24 protein-coding genes are annotated in these 19,738 nt (G+C 64.0%); 13 read left to right on the top strand and 11 right to left on the bottom strand.

Annotated features, from left to right (window positions below; translation table 11 throughout):
- Positions 1 to 10: 10 nt before the first annotated feature.
- Positions 11 to 952: a GGDEF domain-containing response regulator gene (locus RHPLAN_RS26695; RefSeq protein WP_068024514.1), complete on the bottom strand. Its 942-nt coding sequence runs from the start codon at positions 950 to 952 to the stop codon at positions 11 to 13.
- Between the two features lie 141 nt (positions 953 to 1,093).
- Between RHPLAN_RS26695 and RHPLAN_RS26690 the strand changes: the two genes are divergently transcribed.
- The 4 genes from RHPLAN_RS26690 to RHPLAN_RS26675 all read left to right on the top strand — a co-directional run bounded on the left by RHPLAN_RS26690 (position 1,094) and on the right by RHPLAN_RS26675 (position 4,630).
- A complete protein-coding gene (locus RHPLAN_RS26690; RefSeq protein WP_068024511.1) occupies positions 1,094 to 2,266 on the top strand; it encodes a vWA domain-containing protein in 1,173 nt (390 codons plus the stop codon).
- Positions 2,267 to 2,316: 50 nt separating this feature from the next.
- The gene (locus RHPLAN_RS40245; RefSeq protein ID WP_068024508.1) at positions 2,317 to 2,838 is read left to right on the top strand and encodes a hypothetical protein; all 522 of its coding nucleotides are present in this window, start codon (positions 2,317 to 2,319) and stop codon (positions 2,836 to 2,838) included.
- 158 nt (positions 2,839 to 2,996) lie between these two features.
- A complete protein-coding gene (locus RHPLAN_RS26680; protein WP_068024505.1) occupies positions 2,997 to 3,476 on the top strand; it encodes a YaiI/YqxD family protein in 480 nt (159 codons plus the stop codon).
- Between the two features lie 428 nt (positions 3,477 to 3,904).
- A complete protein-coding gene (locus tag RHPLAN_RS26675) occupies positions 3,905 to 4,630 on the top strand; it encodes a DUF6602 domain-containing protein (protein WP_068024502.1) in 726 nt (241 codons plus the stop codon).
- A gap of 544 nt (positions 4,631 to 5,174) precedes the next feature.
- On the opposite strand, the gene RHPLAN_RS26670 is transcribed toward RHPLAN_RS26675, so the two are convergent.
- The 4 genes from RHPLAN_RS26670 to RHPLAN_RS26655 are packed head-to-tail and all read right to left on the bottom strand — an operon-like array spanning position 5,175 to position 7,823.
- Positions 5,175 to 5,606 carry a cupin domain-containing protein gene (locus RHPLAN_RS26670; RefSeq protein WP_068024499.1) on the bottom strand — a complete coding sequence of 144 codons (432 nt, stop codon included), beginning with the start codon at positions 5,604 to 5,606 and terminating at the stop codon, positions 5,175 to 5,177.
- 14 nt (positions 5,607 to 5,620) lie between these two features.
- On the bottom strand, positions 5,621 to 6,358 hold the full coding sequence (locus RHPLAN_RS26665; protein WP_068024497.1) for an RraA family protein: 738 nt from the start codon (positions 6,356 to 6,358) through the stop codon (positions 5,621 to 5,623).
- On the bottom strand, positions 6,355 to 6,762 hold the full coding sequence (locus RHPLAN_RS26660; RefSeq protein WP_068024494.1) for a RidA family protein: 408 nt from the start codon (positions 6,760 to 6,762) through the stop codon (positions 6,355 to 6,357). Before RHPLAN_RS26660 ends, RHPLAN_RS26665 begins: the two co-directional genes overlap by 4 nt.
- A gap of 53 nt (positions 6,763 to 6,815) precedes the next feature.
- Complete coding sequence (locus tag RHPLAN_RS26655; RefSeq protein ID WP_198164504.1) at positions 6,816 to 7,823, bottom strand: Bug family tripartite tricarboxylate transporter substrate binding protein; 1,008 nt, start codon at positions 7,821 to 7,823, stop codon at positions 6,816 to 6,818.
- 116 nt (positions 7,824 to 7,939) lie between these two features.
- Between RHPLAN_RS26655 and RHPLAN_RS26650 the strand changes: the two genes are divergently transcribed.
- From RHPLAN_RS26650 to RHPLAN_RS26640, 3 genes are all read left to right on the top strand, one after another.
- A complete protein-coding gene (locus RHPLAN_RS26650) occupies positions 7,940 to 8,926 on the top strand; it encodes a zinc-binding dehydrogenase (protein WP_068024489.1) in 987 nt (328 codons plus the stop codon).
- A 38-nt stretch (positions 8,927 to 8,964) separates the two neighbouring features.
- On the top strand, positions 8,965 to 9,636 hold the full coding sequence (locus RHPLAN_RS26645; protein WP_198164503.1) for a GntR family transcriptional regulator: 672 nt from the start codon (positions 8,965 to 8,967) through the stop codon (positions 9,634 to 9,636).
- Positions 9,637 to 9,804: 168 nt separating this feature from the next.
- On the top strand, positions 9,805 to 10,113 hold the full coding sequence (locus RHPLAN_RS26640; RefSeq protein WP_157100503.1) for a hypothetical protein: 309 nt from the start codon (positions 9,805 to 9,807) through the stop codon (positions 10,111 to 10,113).
- Positions 10,114 to 10,234: 121 nt separating this feature from the next.
- On the opposite strand, the gene RHPLAN_RS26635 is transcribed toward RHPLAN_RS26640, so the two are convergent.
- Positions 10,235 to 10,501 carry a hypothetical protein gene (locus RHPLAN_RS26635; RefSeq protein ID WP_068024480.1) on the bottom strand — a complete coding sequence of 89 codons (267 nt, stop codon included), beginning with the start codon at positions 10,499 to 10,501 and terminating at the stop codon, positions 10,235 to 10,237.
- Positions 10,502 to 10,728: 227 nt separating this feature from the next.
- Between RHPLAN_RS26635 and RHPLAN_RS26630 the strand changes: the two genes are divergently transcribed.
- From RHPLAN_RS26630 to RHPLAN_RS39695, 3 genes are all read left to right on the top strand, one after another.
- Positions 10,729 to 11,796: a sensor histidine kinase gene (locus RHPLAN_RS26630; protein ID WP_068024477.1), complete on the top strand. Its 1,068-nt coding sequence runs from the start codon at positions 10,729 to 10,731 to the stop codon at positions 11,794 to 11,796.
- A gap of 15 nt (positions 11,797 to 11,811) precedes the next feature.
- A complete protein-coding gene (locus RHPLAN_RS40820; RefSeq protein WP_198164502.1) occupies positions 11,812 to 12,408 on the top strand; it encodes a response regulator transcription factor in 597 nt (198 codons plus the stop codon).
- Between the two features lie 233 nt (positions 12,409 to 12,641).
- A complete protein-coding gene (locus tag RHPLAN_RS39695) occupies positions 12,642 to 12,791 on the top strand; it encodes a hypothetical protein (RefSeq protein ID WP_157100502.1) in 150 nt (49 codons plus the stop codon).
- Positions 12,792 to 12,830: 39 nt separating this feature from the next.
- Here RHPLAN_RS39695 and RHPLAN_RS26620 read toward each other — a convergent pair whose 3' ends face one another.
- The 5 genes from RHPLAN_RS26620 to RHPLAN_RS26600 are packed head-to-tail and all read right to left on the bottom strand — an operon-like array spanning position 12,831 to position 16,134.
- On the bottom strand, positions 12,831 to 13,475 hold the full coding sequence (locus RHPLAN_RS26620) for an HD domain-containing protein (protein ID WP_068031888.1): 645 nt from the start codon (positions 13,473 to 13,475) through the stop codon (positions 12,831 to 12,833).
- 48 nt (positions 13,476 to 13,523) lie between these two features.
- Positions 13,524 to 14,708 (bottom strand): amidase, encoded by a 1,185-nt coding sequence (locus RHPLAN_RS26615; RefSeq protein ID WP_068024470.1) that lies wholly within the window; start codon positions 14,706 to 14,708, stop codon positions 13,524 to 13,526.
- Complete coding sequence (locus tag RHPLAN_RS26610) at positions 14,705 to 15,583, bottom strand: polysaccharide deacetylase family protein (RefSeq protein ID WP_068024467.1); 879 nt, start codon at positions 15,581 to 15,583, stop codon at positions 14,705 to 14,707. Before RHPLAN_RS26610 ends, RHPLAN_RS26615 begins: the two co-directional genes overlap by 4 nt.
- Before the next feature lie 24 nt (positions 15,584 to 15,607).
- Entirely contained in the window at positions 15,608 to 15,901 is a 294-nt protein-coding gene (locus RHPLAN_RS26605; RefSeq protein WP_068024464.1) for a type II toxin-antitoxin system RelE/ParE family toxin, read from the bottom strand.
- On the bottom strand, positions 15,898 to 16,134 hold the full coding sequence (locus tag RHPLAN_RS26600; RefSeq protein ID WP_157100501.1) for a hypothetical protein: 237 nt from the start codon (positions 16,132 to 16,134) through the stop codon (positions 15,898 to 15,900). The genes RHPLAN_RS26605 and RHPLAN_RS26600 overlap by 4 nt, the downstream gene beginning before the upstream one ends.
- 207 nt (positions 16,135 to 16,341) lie before the next feature.
- Between RHPLAN_RS26600 and RHPLAN_RS26595 the strand changes: the two genes are divergently transcribed.
- From RHPLAN_RS26595 to RHPLAN_RS26585, 3 genes are all read left to right on the top strand, one after another.
- On the top strand, positions 16,342 to 17,316 hold the full coding sequence (locus RHPLAN_RS26595; RefSeq protein WP_068024458.1) for a Bug family tripartite tricarboxylate transporter substrate binding protein: 975 nt from the start codon (positions 16,342 to 16,344) through the stop codon (positions 17,314 to 17,316).
- A 131-nt stretch (positions 17,317 to 17,447) separates the two neighbouring features.
- Complete coding sequence (locus RHPLAN_RS26590) at positions 17,448 to 18,422, top strand: Bug family tripartite tricarboxylate transporter substrate binding protein (RefSeq protein WP_084245591.1); 975 nt, start codon at positions 17,448 to 17,450, stop codon at positions 18,420 to 18,422.
- Positions 18,423 to 18,458: 36 nt separating this feature from the next.
- Positions 18,459 to 19,703 (top strand): MFS transporter, encoded by a 1,245-nt coding sequence (locus tag RHPLAN_RS26585; RefSeq protein ID WP_068024451.1) that lies wholly within the window; start codon positions 18,459 to 18,461, stop codon positions 19,701 to 19,703.
- The last annotated feature ends 35 nt before the right edge of the window (positions 19,704 to 19,738 follow it).

The raw sequence follows: 19,738 nt of genomic DNA, 5'->3' as shown, positions 1-19,738 counted from the left end.
AAATGAGGTCTCAGGTTGCCCGGGCGCGCTTGCCGAGCCGGGCCGCACCACGCCACTCGTCGTGACTCGTGGTGAGCTTGAAGGTATCGGACGCAACGATGCGATCGCGGCCGGACTTCTTGGCTTCGTACATCGCCATATCGGCGCGCCGGAGCATCCGATCGATGGCGTCGTCGGCTTCCCATTCCGCCACGCCGAAGCTGCACGTCACGGCGAATGCCTTGTCATCGCGTCCGAAGCGCAGTGCGCGAACGGTCTGTTGCAGGGCGCTTGCGCATTCCAAGGCGTCGGCTGTCTCGCTGGGCAAGAGGACGCAAAATTCCTCGCCGCCGAGCCGGCCGGCCTTGCCGTCGATCAGTTTGGCCTCCGCACCGACGGCCGCCAGAACCTGATCGCCGATCTCGTGTCCATGCGTGTCGTTGATCCGCTTGAAGTGATCGACGTCGAACATGACGGCCGACAGCGAGGCTCCGGCTGTGGCCGCGTCGCACATCTCGGCCGCGACGTCGAAGAAGGCGCGACGGTTGAGCAATCCGGTCAGGGAGTCCGTCGTGGCGTGGAAAATGAGTTGCTGCTTCATCGCCGTGACCCGATCGGCGAGCCGCAGACGTGCGCGCAACTCATCGGGATTCGGTGGTTTGTGGATGAAGTCATCGGCGCCGTTATCGAGGGCCGTGACCGCCAGATAGTAGTCGTCCGACGACGACATCAGCATCACATGAAGAGCGCGGCGGCTGCCGCTCAATTTGCGAACGGCGGCGCAAAGCTCGATCCCTGAAATATTGACCGGTTGCGTGCTCGTGATCATGGCCCGGACGGTTGGGTCCTGCGTGATGAACGCAAGCGCCTCGGTGCCGTCCGCGAAGGAGGCCACCTCGTGGCCGCCTTCCTCGATCAGCCGTGTCATCGCGCGTTGAACCGCGCGGCTCGGGTCGACCAAAACGATACGCATGGCAACAAAGTCCCGGCAATCGGGCGGAGCTTAGGACGGCCGGATTGACAATCGATTAACTATTGGCTTCCAACCCGACGCGAACCCGAGATGGCGTTGGCCGCGGTCGCGGTTTGGTTAAGGCCGTGTTACCCTGCGGCCATGCTCGTCAGCTTCTTCCACGAACTGAAATCCGCAGGCCTGCCGGTCACGCTGCGCGAATACCTCACGCTGATGGAGGCGATGGACCACGACCTCGCCGGGCGGCGGGTCGAGGACTTCTATTACCTCGCCCGCGCGACGCTGGTGAAGGACGAGCGCAACCTCGACAAGTTCGACCGAGTGTTCGGCCACGTCTTCAAGGGTCTGGACTTGATGGAGGAGGCGCTCGCCGCGGAAATCCCGGAGGAGTGGCTGAAGTCGCTGGCCGAGAAGTATCTCACCGAAGAAGAGAAGAAGCAGATCGAAGCCATGGGCGGCCTCGACAAGCTGCTCGAGACGCTAAAGAAACGCATGGCCGAGCAGAAGGGCCGCCACCAGGGCGGCAACAAGTGGATCGGCACCGGCGGCACCTCGCCGTTCGGCAACTCCGGCTACAATCCCGAAGGCGTGCGCATCGGCGGGGAGAGCAAGCACCGCCGCGCCGTGAAGGTCTGGGACAAGCGCGAGTTCAAGGATCTCGACGGCGACGTCGAGCTTGGCACGCGCAACATCAAGGTCGCGCTCCGGCGACTGCGCAAGTTCGCGCGCACCGGCGCGCCCGACGAACTCGATCTCGACGGCACCATCAAGGGCACCGCGCACAAAGGCTATCTCGACATCCTGATGCGGCCGGAGCGGCACAACGCCGTCAAGGTGCTTCTGTTCTTCGACATCGGCGGCTCGATGGACTGGCACATCAAGGCCACGGAAGAACTGTTCTCGGCGGCGCGCACCGAGTTCAAGCACATGGAGCACTTCTACTTCCACAACTGCGTCTACGAGAAGCTGTGGAAGGAGAACCGCAGGCGCTTCCAGGAAACCACGCCGACCTGGCAGGTGCTGCACACCTATCCGCACGACTACAAGACGATCTTCGTCGGCGATGCCTCGATGTCGCCTTACGAGATCATGTCAGCCGGCGGCTCGGTCGAGCATTACAACGAGGAGCCCGGTTCGGTTTGGATGGAGCGCATCACGCGCACCTACCCGGCTTGCGTCTGGCTCAATCCGGTACCGGAGAGCCAGTGGGAGCACACGCATTCGATCCGCGTGATCCGGCAACTGATGGGCGGGCGGATGTATCCGCTGACGCTCGAAGGCCTTGACGCGGCGATGCGCGAATTGGTGCGCTGAGTATTTCCAAAGCAAGCGAACGGCGCGCCTGACAGCACGCCGTTTGCTTTATGCGCGATGCTCGTCAGCAGCTCGACGATGTGGACGGCACGCCCGTTCCAGATCCGCTGGTCGAACCGGTGAAGCCCGGATTGCTGGTCTGCGCGCTGCCCGTGGTGCTCGGGACGCCGCTGCTGCCGATCGGCGGGGAACCGCTTGCGACCGAGCCACAGGGACGGCCCATCGCATCCGTTCGGCCTGTGTTGTTCAGCGAGTTCGTGGTCGATGGATTGTTCATCGTCGGATTCGTGCTCGTCGTGCCGGGTGTCGATGGTGTGATGCCCGTGGTTCCAGGCGTTGAAGTCGATGGGCTGGTCGGTACAATTGCCGACGGGGCGCTCGTGCCGCCGCCCATGCCGGTCGTTCCGCTCGTGCCAGCGGAGCCGCTGCTCGAACCCGACGATGCACCACCCGAGGCGCCGCCCGCTCCACCAGCGCCGCCGCCGGCCCCACCTCCGCCGCCGCCACCCGCGGCCATCGCCAAGCCGGCGCTGCCGGCGAGAAGAATCGCGGCCATCAATGAAACTGCATGACGTGTCTGTGGCATTGCCTGCTCCTGATCGGTTTCCCTGAGACGCCAACGGACTGCACGAGGAGATGTTCCTGGGCCAACAAAACCGCAGATGTGATAAGCGTCAGCGCCGGATCAGCCACCAGAAACGAACTCCGCCACGGACGAACTCCGCCACGAATGTCGAAGAAGATTGAAATCTACGTCGATGCCGACGCGTGCCCGGTGAAGAACGAAATCTATCGCGTCGCTGAGCGCCACGGTCTGAACGTCCACGTGGTCAGCAACAGCCCGATCGCGGTGCCGCGCGAACCATGGATCAGCCGTGTGGTGGTGGGGCAGGGCATGGATGTGGCCGACAACTGGATCGCCGAGCGGGCAGGGCCCAACGACATCGTGATCACCGCCGATGTGCCGCTCGCGAGCCGCAGCTTCAAGGCCGGCGCCACGGTGATCGCGCCGAACGGCAAGCTGTTCGACGACGACTCCATCGGCATGACGGTCGCGACGCGCAATCTGCTGCACGAATTGCGCGGCGCCGGCGCCATCACGGGCGGGCCGAAACCGTTCGATCCCCGCGATCGTTCGCGGTTCTTGTCGGCGCTCGATCTCGCCATCGTGCGGCTGAAGCGCGCCGCAGAGCGAAATGCCCCGGGTTGAAACGACGCGGCTGTCGGGTGAACAGGCATTCAAGTTGAGTGCGGGTTTCCCCTGACAGGCTGCTTAAGGTCCACGTAAGCACTGTGTCCTACGTTCGAGATCAGCTGATAAACCCTTGACTGAGCTTCAGCCGACAACGCTAAAAGCAAACTGACAGGGAGGCCCCGGGTAACACCGGGGCCTTTTTTCATCCCGGCCTGGACGTCGCTTGCCGACGATTTCCAATATTGCTTTTTCTGCCCTGGCACTGGGCCGAGACAGAACAGCGTTCCAATGAGCAGTGAATTTATGCGCAATAATGATTGCGCGGCCTGCGAATCGTGCTGCAAATCCCCCTCCGAAGAGGCGCGTGAAGGCCGGAACGTCCGCGGGGCTGCGGGTGTGGCGCGCTGTCCGGTCCGAAGTCGCTCTTTCCCAAGGAGGCCGCCATGGCTGATTGGTCTCTGCAGGCGCTCTTGGCAGAGATGCACAACGATGTTCAGCTCCGCCTGGCGACGGCGCGGACGGCGTTCGGCAACACCGGTGCGGCGGGAAACGGCAGCGACCGCGCCTGGATCGAGTTGCTGAACACCTACCTGCCGAAGCGTTACGAAGCGGCAACCGCCTACATCGTGGACAGCCTGGGCACGTTCAGCCAGCAGGTCGACGTGGTGATCTTCGATCGCCAGGACTCGCCGTTCGTTTTCTACTACCAGGGCCAGATGGTCGTCCCGATCGAGAGCGTGTATGCGGTGTTCGAGGCGAAACCGACGGCCAATGCGGTTCTCCTGCGTTACGCGCAGAAGAAGGCAGCCAGCGTGCGGACGCTGCGTCGCACGACCTTGCAGACCCAGCAACCCGGCAGGGGCCAATTGACGAAGCCTCTGGCCCCGATCATGTGCGGACTGCTGACCTTCGAGACCGATTGGCAGCCGGCGCTGGGCTTCGAGTTCGAAAAGGCGCTCGAAGCGGATCTCGGCAAGGGCCGGCTCGACATCGGCTGCATCGCCGAGCACGGACACTTCACCTACGACGACAACGAGAAGCGGCATAAGCTGGTCACCGGAATGAAGCCGGCGACCTCGTTCCTGTTCAATCTCATCGAAAAGCTCCAGATCATGGGGACCGCGCCGCTGGTCAATGTCGAGGCCTACTCCAAATGGCTCGCGAAGTAAGTTTCGCGAGGGCGGCGCAAGCATAATTCGATGGCTCTCGCGCCGGCGTCGTTGCCGGCCAGAGCCGGGATTGCATGATGGCGGGCCGATCACTGGACAGATGGGATTCTGCACCCCATCCTAATGGGGCGCAGCGGGGATTCGCGCCCCCGGTGCGTCCCAGCCGCTCCGTGAGCGGTCGCGGGCTGACTTAATGCTTTGATCAGGGCTTGGATCGCGTGAAGCCAAGGCCCGCCAACTGAAAGGAGGTGATCCAGTGTCTCATTGTCTATCGCCGCGGTCGCCGGCATCCGTGAGCTGGATCCTCGCCTTATCCGAGGTTCTGAGCTAACGCCGCGTGACGTGACAGTCACGGTCTCGCGGCGAGGTTTGCGCGATCCACACTCCGGATCGTGAGACCTCCGCCGGACCACGGCTCGACAATGGAAGGGCTGCCCGCAAGGGCAGCCCTTCTCGTTTGCCGGACACTCACCTCAACTCCGCGCCGTCGATCATTCTTTCGCCATGCCGGATTTCTCGACGCTTGCCGCTTGTCGGCGACCGTTCATTTTGGCTTGGCCAGGAAGTCGCCGATCGTCTTGTCGGTGTGGAAGACCGGCTTCTCGTAATAGTGCGGGCCGTCGTAGATCTCGATCAGCAGGCTGCGCTCGTGCGCGATCGTGGGCCCGTGCGGGTTGTCCTTGGGGTTCATGTAGAAGTCGCCGGCGCGGAGCCGCATGCCCACGTCGGTGTATTCGTAGTCGCCTTCGAGGCAGTACATGAACTGGTTGGAGGCGTGGATGTGCTTGACCGGGATATGCCCGCCCTTCTGGAATTCGAGCAGCGCGATGCTGCCGCCGTTGGCAGGATGCTTCCAGAAAAAGTACTGACGCAGCCCGAAGTCCGGGAAGTCGAGCCATTTCGCCGGGTCGAGTTCTCCGCTGCGGATCAGCACTTCGAGACTCTTCATCGACGGGGCGTTGGGCGTATCCGGCATGATCGGCTCTCCACTTATTTGTCCAGCGGCGGCTTGCCCGCCGCGACCCAGCGCTCGTACTCGGCCTTGCTTTCGGGCGTGGCTGGAAAGAGCCCGAAGATCGACCGGCCGCGTTTGATATGCGCGGCTGCGAACTCCTCGTATTGCACGGCCGCGAATGCCTCGTTCGCGACCTCGTCGGCGAGATGGGCCGGGATGGCGACGACGCCCTCGGCGTCGCCGACCATGATGTCGCCCGGATAGACCGGCACGCCGGCACAGCCGACCGGCGTATTGAATTCGACGGGATGCAGCGTGATCGGCGTGGCCGGCCCCGAGCTTTCGCGCTGGAAGCAGGGCAGGCCGGTGGCGCGGATGCCGGGCGAGTCGCGATAGCCGCCGTCGGTCACGACGCCAGCGACGCCGCGCGTTCTGAGCCGCAGCGCCATCATGTCGCCCATGCACGAGACACGCGTATCGCCGCCGGTCGACATCACCAGCGCAGCGCGTTCCGGACATTCCTCGATGGCGCGGCGATGCAGGCTGTCGTCGCGCTGATAGAGCGCCATGCTGTCGATGTCTTCGCGAGCCGGAATGAACCGCACCGTGAAGGCCGGCCCGACCAGTACCTCTTGGGCGGCGGCGAGCGGCTGCAGGCCCAACAGAAAGGTGTTGCGCAAGCCGCGCTTCAGAAGGCAGTTGCTGATGTTGGCGGCCCCGCTGCCGGCGAGTTTCTTTCGCGTGTCGTCCGACAGCAGGCGAAGTCCGCTCATGCGCCGCTTCCGGCGTGCGCCTGACACTGGATTTCCACCAGGATCTCCGGCGTGCCCAGCGCCGCGACTTGCACGAGGGTGGAGCAGGGGAAATGGCCGGTGAAGAATTCGCGGCGCGCGCGCCAGACCTCTTTGTTGATGGCCATGTCGGTGACGAAGATCGTCATGTTCACCACGTCGGACATCTTCGCGCCTGCAGCCTCCAGGCAATTCTTGACCTTCGTGAAGATGACCTTGGCCTGCTCGTAAGCGTCGCCGACGCCGTGGATTGTCGTGAGGTCGCTGCCGCGCGACGTGAAGCCGGAAAGATAGATCGCGTCGCCGACACGGATGCAGTTGGACCAGTGGCCGGGCGGATATTCGGCGACGTGCGGAGAGATGATGCGTTGCTGCTGGTGCGCCATGGCTTCCTCGATTGTGCTTTGATCGCGCTGAAGGCCGTGCGAGCGGCCGTTTCTTATTCCGGGGTGATATTTGCCTTGCGGGCGGCGCCCGTCCAACGCTCCCATTCGGCGCGGCTGAATTTCTTGAAGTCCTCAACGCTGCCGCCGACGGGATCGACGCCGGCAATCTTGAGGCGTTCGACGGTCGATGGATTGGCCAGCGCCTTGGCGAAGGCTGCGTTGATGGTCGTGGCCAGCTCGGCGGGCAGACCGGGCGGCGCCCAGATTCCCTGCCAGGCCTGAACGTCGAAGCCGGGTGCGATGGTTTCGGCGAGTGTCGGGACGTCAGGCAGGATGGCGGAGCGCGCGTTGCCGGTCATCGCCACCGCGACAAGGCTTCCGGCTTTGATGTTCTGCACCAGCGTCGACTGGTCGCCCATCACCAGATTGACCTGCCCGGCGATCGTGTCGGTGATGCCTTGGCCGATGCCCTTGTAGGGCACATGGGTGATGCGGATGCCGAGCTCACTCGCGAGCAGCGAAAACGCCAGATGCGCGGCGCTGCCGTTGCCGGATGACGCGTAGGTGAGCTGGTCCGGCTTGGCGCGCGCCACGGCGACGAGATCGGCCGGCGTGCGGATGCCTGTGCCCGGATTGGCGGCAAGGATCCAGTTGGCGCGTGTGGTCTCGATGATCGGCGTGAAATCCCGCAGCGGGTCGTAGAGCATGGTCTTGATCACGGCTGCGTTCATCGCATGCGTCTGCACGCCGCCGAGCACGAGCGTGGTGCCGTCCGGCGCGGACTTGGCGACTGCCTGGCTGCCGATCATGCCCGATGCGCCACCGCGATTGTCGATGATGACCGGCTGCCCAAGCACCTCTTGCAGCGCCGGCTGCAGCACGCGGGCGACGAAGTCGACCGAGCCTCCGGCCGGATAGGGGACCACGATATGGACCGGCCTGTCGGGATAGCGGTCCGCCGCGGCGGCGGGCGAAACGCCGGCGACGGCGGCCGCGAGTCCGAGCCCCATCAGTTCGCGCCTGGTGAATTCGCGCCGCGACGGCCGGTGCAGGGACTGCATCGCTGTCTCCGTTGAAGTCGGCAGCCAGGCCGGCTGCCCTGTGATCCGGCTGTGATATATCTCAAACATACTATAGGATCGAGTCAACTGCGTTGTGGAGCAATTGTGGAGCGAGCATGAAAGCCTGGGTCGGATCCGGTGCGGGCGCCGATGTCCGGTTTGAACTGACCGATTTCCCCATGCCGGTCCCTGCGCCGGGCGAGGTGCTGGTGCGGGTCCAGGCGGCCGGCATCAACCGGGTCGATCAGTATCCGACGGGATCGCATTTCCGGCATTCGCCGCCGGCGCCGGCGGCCATTCCCGGTATCGAGGCGGCCGGCGAGGTGGTGGAGATCGGGCACGGTGTCGAGGGCATGCGCAGCGGCGACCGCGTCGCCGCGATGGTGCAGGGCGGCTGCGCCGAGTTTGTCCGCATGAATGCGGCGCTTGCGATACCGATCCCCGCCGACATGCGCTGGTCGACGGCGGCCGCGCTGCCGGTGTCTTATCTGACGGCCTTCAACGCGATGATGATGCTCGGCCGCCTGCCGCCGTCGGGAAGCCTGCTCGTTCATGCGGTGACGTCGGGCGTCGGCATCGCCGCGCTGCAGCTTGCCGTCCGCTACGGCGCCGCGATCATCATGGGGTCGTCGACCTCGCCGCAAAAGCTCGAGCGGCTGCGCGCGCTGGGGCTGCATCTCGGATTGGCCGATCCTTACGCAGGTTTTGCCGACAGCGTCTTGCAGCAGACTGGCGGCAAGGGCGCCGACCTCGTGCTGGACAACATCGGCGGCTCGCTCCTGAACGAGACCATGCGCTGCACGGCGCTAGGCGGCACGATCGTCAACATCGGCCGGCTGGGCGGGATCAACGCGGAGATCGATCTCAACGTGCACGCCGTGCGGCGCATCCGCCTGCTGGGCGCGACATTCCGCTCGCGCTCCCTCGAGGAGCACGCCAGCGTGGTGCAAGGCTTCCTTGCGGATCACGCAACAAGCCTGGCTGACGGAACGCTGGCTCCGCTGATCGACAGCGTGTTTGCCTTTGACGATCTGCCGGCCGCGGTTGCGCGCAGCCTTCAACGTGAGCAACTGGGCAAGATCGTTGTCGAGCGCACGGGGTGACGATGCCGCGGGCGAAACAGAAGCGCAGGTCGGCTGGAATGAGCCCACCGAACGGATCGAGCGGGCGGCTGCAATCCGGCGCGTCTCTGACCGAGCGCGCCTACGCCGAGATCCGCCACCGCGTGATGACGCTGGCCTATAAGCCCGGCGAGTTTCTCAACGAGACGCGCATCTGCACCGAGCTCGGACTGGGCCGGACGCCGGTTCACGAAGCGCTGCATCGCCTCCAGGTCGAAGGGCTGGTGCAGATCGTGCCCCGCAAGGGCGTGATGATCCGGACGGATTCCTTGAACGATGTGATCGCGCTGATCGAGACGCGCATGGTCGTGGAGCCTGCCGGCATTGCGCTCGCCGCGCAGCGTGCGCAATCCCATCATGTCCGGGCGCTGCAAACGCTTCTCAAGCAGGCGAAGCAGGCGATCAAGGACGGCGACCGCGCGGGCTACATGGCGCTCGACTCGAAGTTTCACAACGAGATCGTCAGCGCCACTGAAAACAGCGTCCTGGCGGACGTCATGCGCATGCTGCATCAGCGCGCCAGCCGCATCTGGCAACTCCAGCTCTGGACAGACGCAGACCTTCAACTGACCCAGACCGAACACGAAGCGATTTTCGATGCGCTGAAATGCGGCGATCCGGAAGCGGCAGCCAGCGCGGCCCGGGCGCATCTGACATCGCTTCGCCGCCGCATCATGCACGGCGTTCTCTGAGCAGTTGGGGCTTGGCCAGGTTCGGTCCTTGCGACGATCTGCCGCCGCTGAAACCGGCTGCGACGGATCGTCCAGCCGGTTGATCCGCATAGTGCCGCTCCGAACAATCGTCCGAAGCCGGATCTCGCTCGAGTTCCGGATCAAAAAAACAAGGATGGGTGACACAAGATGGGTGACACAATGGGCAATCACAGCAACACGGTTCGCGTGATCATCGCGTATCTGGTGTTCATGATCGTCGGACAGGCGGTCGCCGTGGGCATCGGACTGCTGCTCGATTCGGTTTCCAAGACCGCGGCGCTCGCGACCTTCATTCCGATCTATTACGCGATGTATTGGGTCGCCTGGCGGCTTGCGCTGCTGCTTGCCGACCGCACACCGGAGCTGCAGCCCAAGGCTGCCGCCGCCGGCACGCCGATCAAGCTCGCCGCGTGGTTCCTGGCGCCGGCGCTGCTGGCGTATGAATTGGCGGAGTGATGGCAGAACTCGGCGTCGCTGCGAGGCCGTATGAAATGAAGGGCTGCCCGTGAGGGCAGCCCTTCATGCGTTCTAACGCTCACACAAGCTTGTGCAGCGCGTCAGAACCCACCCCCGCCGGCTAGTGACATTTTTCGATATGCTTGGCTTCGGAGCCGCTATTCCTTCGTGAGGCCCGGACGCGAAATTCGACGCACGGGCCGGTCCGATCGACGAGGGCGGTGATCTCGGGATGGCCCTCTTCGTTGTTGACGTTCCTCTCCGGCGCCGACCGCAGCCCGGTGAAACGGCTGGTATCGACGCGATCCGTATTCTGGCCGTATTCGTGGGCGCTCGTGGGAACGGATTGTGCGGCGAACAGCGTCAGTGCAAGCATCGCGACCCGCATCGGGTTCTCCGAATTTGCCGCCGGCAATCCGCTTGTGCTTGGGATGGCGCGGACGGCGGCACGGAGAACATGAAGAGTTCGGGGCATCCAGGCACCTGTCAGGACTGACAGGTGCCGCCGTTTCGAGTGGGCTTTACCGTGGCAGGGTCCGTTGATCTGCGCTCGCAACAGTGGGTTTCAGGGCCTGCAACCGCGCCATCCATGAGACGCCTTTCGTAGCAGCCCAGATGGACCATCGTCTGACATCCGAAACGCCTGCCCGCTGGATGACGCGGGTCAGAACCATCGCGTTTGGCACGCTGGTTCTCGTCGCCGCGCTGATGGCTGGCGTTTTCGTCTTCGATATTCTCACGCCGCCGGACGACGTGTCGATCTGCTTCATCTATGCGGTTCTGATTCCGCTTGCGATCTTCTCCTTCCATCGGGCCGCCTATGCCTGCGCGGCGTTGGCAACCTCGCTGTCGGTGCTCGGCGCGTTTTTCCAGCCGCCCCATGACCAGTTGCCGCTGGTGTTTTTCACCAACCGGGCCATCGCCATCGTGGCGCAGTGGCTCGTCGCCTTTCTCGTGACCAGCCGTCAGGAGTTGGAGGCGAAGATCCGTTCCGAATACGAAGCCGAGCGCACCAAAGCCGACACCAGCCGCCGCTTCGTCGACATGCTGACGCACGAGATCGGCACGTCGCTGACCCTGATCGATGGCCAGGCCTATCGCCTCAAGAAGCTGGCAGCGTCGGACGACGAAGGGGTCACGACGCGCGCCGAAAAGATTCATAGCGCCGTGAAGCACATCGATGTGGTGATCCGTCAGGTGCAGGCCGCCTCCGAAGCCGCTCAGGCGTCGGATCAGTTCGAGCCGGGAGACGTCAATCTCGCTTCGCTGATCGGCGATCTCGTCGTCCAGCTCAAGGGCGACCGGGAAATCCAGACGGATATCGGATCCTTGCCGCCTGTCGTGCGCGGCAACTCCGACATGCTCCAGCAGGTCGTGGCCAATATCCTGTCCAACGCCCTGAAATATTCGCCGGAGCATACCGCGATCTCGGTGTGGGGCCGCGCGGAAGCAGATTCTGCCATTCTGTCGATCACCGACCGGGGACGCGGCATTCCGCCCGCCGAGAAGTCGAGCCTGTTTGAGCCGTATTATCGCGCGAGCAACAGCCGCGGGGTTCCGGGGACGGGGATTGGACTTTACGTGGTGCGTCGTTATGTAAGCGCTCACGGGGGCGCGATCGAAATCGAGAGCGATCTGGACGTCGGCACGACACTCACCGTGCGTCTGCCGATCGGAGACTGATTGCGGAGATCTGCCGTGTCTGCGCCGCGTATTCTCTGTATCGAGGATCATCCCGATACGGCCGACCTCATCAGCGAAGTCCTCCAAGACGAGGGCTTCGATGTGACCGTTGCGGGGACCGCATCGGACGGCCTCGATGCGCTGCACCCGAGACCGGACCTCGTCCTGTGCGATATCGACCTGCCCGACATGTCCGGGCTCGATCTTCTGGCCAGGATCAGAAGCGGGAAGGTCCTCCCGGTGACGCTGCCGTTTATTTTCGTGACGGCGTTCTCGCAACGCGGTCACCAGATGCAGGCGCGTCAGCTTGGCTGCGACGACTATGTGACCAAGCCGATCGATTTCGAACTGTTGCTGGCGATCATTCGGCATCGGCTGTCTGGCCAGGCCGAGCGCCCGCAGGACAGCACGAACTATCGGCTGACCGAGCGCGAGTTGGAGTCTTTGACATGGGCGGCGCGCGGCAAATCGTCGGCCGACATCGCGGTGATTCTGAAAATTGCCGAACGGACGGTCAACTTTCACATGGACAACGCCATGCGGAAGCTTGGGGTGGCGACCCGCATCCAGGCGGCGGTGAAATGCGCGATGCTTGGCTTGATCAGCCCCTGACCAGCGGCCGGATCCGTCAGGACACAGCACTGATCGTCACGGCACGGCAATAAGGGGGTGGCTCCTCGCTTCCGGGTGCTCCTTGGGGGGAATTGCATTAATCCCGTCGGCGAGGAACCGCGGCAATCATGCGTTGGCTCTGCGTGTCCGGAAACCTGTCAACATTGACAGCTATCGGCGCGTGACGGGCGAGACCTAGGAGGGCTCATTCTGGCTGGCAGATGGGGCCACCAATGGCAGACGCGCAACCGATGACGGCGAAGGAAGCCTGGGACAAGGCGGAAGAATGCCGGCTGTTGGCGCGCAAGTCCACCAATCCTGAGCACCGCACGATCCTGACCCGGATGGCCGAGACGTGGGAGCAGATCGCCGCAGGCAAATAGCGCGAAGCTAGGCCCGCTGCAGTCCGCAATGCGAACGGTTCATGGCTCCCAGCGTGAGCCCAAGATAATGCTGCAGACGTTTCCGCGCTGGAAGCTCGGATCCTTGAACGCCAGAAAATCGTCGTTGAAAGTTCCGAACGTGGTCTCGGGCCGAAACTTCATACCGTGATAGAAGGCCTCGATCAGCGCGTGCTTGAAGTCTTTGCCGCGCGGATGGGCCGCGATCACGGCCTCGCGTTGCTCATCCGTGAAGTGGTCATAGTTGCGGCCCGCAACATCCATTCCCGCGCCTGCCTGCACGAGAGAGATCTCCGGATGCATGTGTTCCGGAATGCCCGGAGTCGTGTGGAGGGCAATGGCGGTCCAAACTTTCTCGACATCGTGTTCAGAGATGCCGTGGCCTCGCAGAAATTCGCGGGCCGCATTGGCGCCATCCACCTCGAAGCGAAGCCGGCTCTTGCTGTAACGCTGTGTCAGGCCGATGTCGTGAAACATGGCCGCGGCGTAAAGCAGTTCGGGATCGAAGAACAGGTTCTGTCGCTGTCCGGTCAGCGCGCCCCAGAAGTAGACTCTGGTTGAGTGGTGAAACAGCAGATCGCTCTCGGTGTCGCGGATGAGCTGCGTGATCTCGCGCGCGATCCTGCTGTCGGGAATCCTGATTCCGGAAATGTCGGTGACTGCCACGACGACCTCCTCAATCAAAGAGTTTTGCGATCCGCAATGCGGCGGGCACTAGGCCCGCTGCAGTCCGCAATACTTCGCGACCGCCACCGCGAGATCGAGCAGCGCCTCGTCGCCGCCGGCCCAGCCGATGAATGACAATCCGACCGGACAGCCTGAGACCGTGCCGATCGGCACGCTGATCTGCGGCAATCCGGAGAGGCCTGCGATGCAGGTGAGCCGCATCACGCGGACGCGGAATGATTCCAGTTCGTCCTGAGTCGTGTCGATGCGCGGTGCGATGCAGGGCGCGCTCGGCAGTGCCATGACGGTGCCAGGCTTGATCTTGCCGCGAATATGCTCGCGTGCCGTAGCCTGAACTTGCCGCGATGCATCGGCCTCGGCTTTGGTGACCTTCGAGGCGATCTGCATACGCTCGGCGACGCCGGGCCCGAATTTCGGCTTCTTCTCGGTGATGAAGCGGCCGTAGGCCTGCCAGATTTCGTTGGCCTGGATGATCCGCACGGCGTCGCGCCAAGCCTCGAAGCCGTCGGGGGCGATGTTGATCGCCTGCGGATGGGGCAGGGCGCCGCTCATCGTTGCGAGCGCATCGCGCAACAGTGCCGCCACCGGCCCATCGGCCTGCGCGAAGGCGTCGTCCGGAAGCAGCAGACTGTCGATTGGCGCCGAAACCTTCCGGTCGTCGAGCAGCACGCGGCCGACCGCTCGGAACACGCCGGCGCTCGCCGCAAACCAGCCGACAGTGTCGAACGTCGGCGCCATGTCCATCGTGCCCATGGCGTCGACGCGGCCGTGAGAGGTGCGGATGCCGTAGAGTCCGCAGAACGATGCGGGCACGCGCACCGAGCCGCCGGTGTCGGAGCCGAGCGCGAAATCGCAGGCGCCGGCCGCGGTCGCGGCCGCCGATCCACTCGACGAGCCGCCGGGGATGCGGCCCGGCGCGCGCAGGTTCGGCGGCGTGCCGTAATGCGCGTTGATGCCGGTGACGCTGTAGAAGAACTCGTCGGTGATGGTCTTGCCGATGATGGTCGTGCCCGCGGCGAGCAGCTTCTGGACAGCCGCGGCGTGCTGTTTTGCAACGGGCGCCTGGGCCAGCCAGTCCGGGTTGCCACCGCCGGTCCTCTCGCCCTCGATGGCGTAGAGGTCCTTCACCGCGGCGTTGAGGCCCGCGAGCGGACCCTGCGCTGCGCCTTTGACCGGCGCTTTCAGATCGTGTGGGACAAAAAAGCCGCTCATGCTTTGGCTTTCTGTGTGCCGCGATACCAGTCGAGGATCTTTTCGCCGCTCCAGCAGGCGACGCCGGGCTTCGAAAGGATTTCCTCGAAGGTGCGCTCGACGTGCTTGATGCGATGCGTCTGGCCGGCGAGGAACGGGTGCACCGCGATCGACATGATCTTGGCGCGGTCCTTCGATTCCTCGTACAGGCAGTTGAACGCATCCATCGAGCGCCGATAGAGCTCCTCCGACGGATGGCTTTGCAGCACCATCATGACGATGTCATGCAGCTCAAAGTTATAGGGCAGCGCCACCATCGGCTTGTGTTTCGTCTTCAGCGTCACCGGCTCGTCGTCGAGCACCCAGTCGCCGATGTATTCGATGCCGGCCTCCGACAGATAATCGACCGTGTCGAAGGTCTGCGTCAGGCCCGGACCGAACCAACCGCGCGGCGGCCGGCCCCAGAACTTGCCGACGATGTCGATGGCGCGCTTGATGTCGCCGAGCTGGTCTTCGACCTTGTGCATCGGAATCTGATCGTAGCCGTGGGCGTTCAATTCCCAGCCCGCATCGGCGACCGCCTGGATCACCTGCGGATAGGCCTCGCAGGCGCGGCCGTTCACGGTCACGGTCGGCGTCATCTTCAGGCGTTCGAACACGCGCTTCAATCGCCAGAACCCGACCCGCATGCCGTATTCGTGCCAGCTCCAGTTCGGATGGTCCGGCAGCATCGGTTGGCCCTGCGGCGGCGTGATCACCATGCGTGCCATGGGCCGCGAGATGTCCCACTGCTCGAGCGACATCAACGGCCAGAGGATCAATCGCAGCCCATCGGGCAGCTTCAGCGGCGGACGGCCTTCGATGGCGGAGTAGGGCAGGCGTTCGTGCGGTTGCATGGTGAGGTCCCGGCTGAGGTTTGGCTAGGTTGGCAATTCGGGAGGCCAGGGGCGGCGCGCCCCATGGCGGATGTGCAGGATTTCGATCGTATCAGCGCTCGTCGTATAGAATATCTTATAGCTGTACCGATCGACGACTTTCACGCGCATGGCCGAATCGATACTTGGCCGACCGCTAAACGGATTTTCGCTGATAAGGTCGATTGCCGTGTGAATGGCCCGGAGCACATTGCGGGCTCCCGACGGGCTTCGACTTTCGAGATAACTGGAAATCTTTGCGAGGTCGACCAATGCGGCCTCGCGGTAATAAACCTTCATGTAACGCCGACGCGCTTCCAGAACGCCGCGACCTCTTCCTCAGAAGCAATCCCGCTCTGCAGTGCCGCTTTGATCGCGGCCTTCTCGTCGTCACTCAGCACATACACGCCGGTTCGCCGCGCCTCGATTTCCTGCGCGATCTCGGCAAGCTCGGCCTGGTCCTCCTCCGGCCAAGTGTCGACCCGGCTGAGGATGTCCTTGGTGTGTTGATTCATATCCCAAGTATAGTTCATCGACGCCGGCTCTGCCACACCGGTGGGCCCGCGGAACACGCTGACGGCGTTGCGCCGCCTGCTTGGATTGGCGGAATACGTTTCGCGATTTTGTTCTACGCGCTGAGCGGATCGAGCACTTTGTCGCAAAGCGATTAGCGCACCTTGATTGCGTCAACCGCCCCCCGCAAGATACAGATCGTTGCATTCAGGCCTTGCGAGGGTGTCATGAGCAGGACCGGCTTGTTGCTGGCAATTGCAGGACTGTTCTTTGCTTTGGCATCGCCCGCGTCCGCGCAAACCGATGCCGATTATCCGAACCGGCCGATCCGGATTATCGTCTCGGTGGCAGCCGGCGGTGGCGTCGACCTCTCCGCCCGCATCGCCGCCAACCACCTGCAGCAGCTATGGGGCCAGACCGTCACCGTCGAGAACCGCACCGGCGGCAGCAGCAACATCGCCGGCGAAGCGGTGTGGCGCGCAGCACCTGACGGCTACACGCTGCTCGCGACGCCGCCCAACACGCTCACCGCCAACGCCGCGCTGTTCCGGAACCTCGGCTACGATCCCGCGACGTTCGAGCCGGTGGCGATCCTGGCGCTCGGCGCAAACGTCCTCGCAGTCAGGAAGGATTTGCCGGTCAAAACCGTTCCGGAGCTGATCGCACTCGCCAAGTCCGGCACGCTGAGCTACGCCTCGCAAGGCATCGGCTCGACCACTCATCTCACCATGGAATTGTTCAAGAGCCGCACCGGCACTCAAATTACGCATGTGCCGTACAAGGGCGCGGCGCCGGCGGTGAACGACCTGGCCGGCGGGCATGTCGACATAATGTTCTGCGATGTCGGCACGATCCTGTCGCTGCATCGCGCCGAGAAGGTACGGATCATCGCAACTGCAACCGCCAAGCGGTTGGCGCTGCTTCCCGAGATTCCAACCATCGATGAAAGCGCGCTGCCTGGCTTCAACTCGACGACATTCTACGCGCTGATGGCGCCGCCCGGAACGCCGCGAGCGATCCGGGAAAAGCTCAACCGGGCCATCGTGGCGGCGATGGGTACGCCGCCGATTCAAGAGAAGCTGAAATCGATCTTTGCCGATGGCAGCGATATGGACCTGCAAACGATGGATCGGTACATCCGAGGCGAGGCCGAGCTTTGGAGCGGCGTGATACGGGCCGCCAAGATCACCGTCGATCAGTGATGCCCGGCTGACCTTGTTCGGTCGCCCAGAACAAGACAAGGCGCAACGTCTCGACCTGCGCCATTTTGGACGCATGCTAGAATCCGGCCGAACGAGCGTCTAATTTGCCGATAACGAATGGGAGGTCGCTCATGGTCCGTTGGTCTCGTGGTGCGGGTGTCGCGCTTGCCGCAGTGCTGGCGCTTTGCACTCGCGCGTCGGCGGAGGACTTTCCGACACGCACCGTGAAGATCATCGTGCCGTTCGCGGCCGGTGGCAGCGCCGACGTGGTGCCGCGCATCGTTGCCGACTGGCTGTCGCGCAAGTGGGGCCAGGCCGTCGTTGTCGAGAACCGCACGGGCGCGGCCGGCAACATCGGTGCGGACGCGGTGGCGAAGGCCGACCCCGACGGCTACACGCTGTTGGCGGCGCCGCCGCCGCCGCTGGTGATCAACCAGAACCTCTATCCCAAGCTCGGCTTCGATCCGACCGCGCTCGTGCCGATCAGCGTCATTGCCCGGATTCCGAACGCACTGGTGATCAATCCGTCGCGCGTTTCCGCGAAGACCATTCCGGAGGTCATCGCCATGGCCAAGGCCAATGGCGGCGCGACGACGGTTGCGACCACCGGCAACGGCGGCACTCAGCATCTCACGTCGGAGATGTTCCAGATGATGGCCGGCGTGAAGTTCCAGCACGTGCCGTATCGCGGCTCGGCGCCGGCCTTGGCCGATCTCGTCGCCGGCACTGTCGACATGATGTTCGACAACCTCGGCGCCTCGATGCAGCTCATCAAGGGCGGGCAGATCAAGCTGATCGCGGTCGCATCCGCCAAGCGCATGGCGGCAATGCCGGACGTGCCGACCATCGCCGAGACGCTGCCGGGTTTCGAAGCGGTGGCTTGGTTCGGCGTGGCGGCGCCACCCAAGACCCCGATGGCGATCGCCAACAAGATCAACGCCGATATCAACGAAGCGCTGCACGATCCCGACGTCCAGAAGAAGCTGGCGAACCTCAATGCCGAAGTGGTCGGCGGCACGCAGCAAGAGACCGCAGATTATTTCAAGTCTGAGATCGCGCGCTGGGGCAAGGTCATCAAAGACGCGAATGTGAAAATCGATCAATAAGCGCCGACAGGGCGCGTTCTGCTGGGTTCGAGGTTCATGTCTGCCACACCCGAGTCGCTCGCCGGACCGCAACCGGCGTTGCTTCGGCACCGTTCGTTCGTCGCCTATTGGTGCGCGCGCACCGCGACCAACGGCGGCTATCAGATGCAGGCGGTGGCGGTCGGCTGGCAGATCTATGAACTGACCGGCAGCGCCTTCGACCTTGGTCTCGTTGGCCTGGTGCAGTTCTTCCCGGTGGTGGTGCTCGGCATCGTGGCCGGCCACATCGCCGACCGCTACGACCGCCGCGTCGTGGTGGGCACCTGTCAGGTGATCAAGGCGCTGGCGGCGGCGGCGTTCGCGATCGGCACCATCGGCGGCTTCCTCAGTCGCGACGTGATGCTTGCGATTCTCTTCGTCAGCGGCACCGCGCGCGCCTTCGAGACGCCGACGATGCACACGCTGGTGCCGGGCGTCGTGCCGCCCGAGCTTCTGACGCGGGCGATCGCCGCGTCGGCCACGGCAAGCCAGACCGCCACCATCTGCGGGCCCGCGATCGGCGGATTGATGTACGCCTTCGGCGCCGCGACCGTTTACCTCACCTGCACGGCGATCTTCGTGATGGCGAGCGCGCTGATCAGCCTGATCGTGCTGCGCGGTGCGCCGCCGGCGAAGAAGCCGGTGACGATGGAGACGTTGTTCGCGGGCTTCAGCTACATCCGCCACAATAGGGTTGTGCTCGGCGCGATCTCGCTCGACCTGTTTGCGATGCTGCTCGGCGGCGTCACCGCGCTGCTGCCGGTCTATGCCAAGGACGTGCTGGTGGCCGGCCCTTGGGGGCTGGGCCTGCTGCGTTCGGCGCCGGCGATCGGCGCACTGTTGACCTCCGGGTGGCTCGCGCACCACCAGATCGAGCGCCGCACCGGCCATGTGCTGTTCGCGGCGGTCGCGGTGTTCGGGCTTGCGACCATCGTGTTCGCGTTCTCCACCTCGCTCGTGCTGTCGATCGCCGCGCTTGCGGTCTATGGCGCCTGCGACGCGATCAGCGTCGTGATCCGCCATTCGCTGGTGCAGACCCGGACGCCGAACGAGATGCTCGGGCGGGTGATGGCGGTGAACTTCATGTTCACCGGCACGTCAGGCACGCTCGGTGAATTCCGCGCCGGCTCCGTGGCAGCAGGCTTCGGCGCCTTCACGTCGGTGCTGGTCGGCGGAGTGGGCGCGATCCTGGTTGCCTTGCTCTGGATGCGGTGGTTTCCGGAAATCGCGCGGATCGACAAGATCCAGGCGCAGCACAACTAGAACTCGTTTGCGCATGTGCTTGTCGGCAAACCGGT

The organism is Rhodoplanes sp. Z2-YC6860, from assembly GCF_001579845.1.
Taxonomy (GTDB): Bacteria; Pseudomonadota; Alphaproteobacteria; order Rhizobiales; family Xanthobacteraceae; genus Z2-YC6860.
Note: the sequence above shows the minus strand (reverse complement) of the source record. Positions and strands in the feature narration are given on the sequence as shown.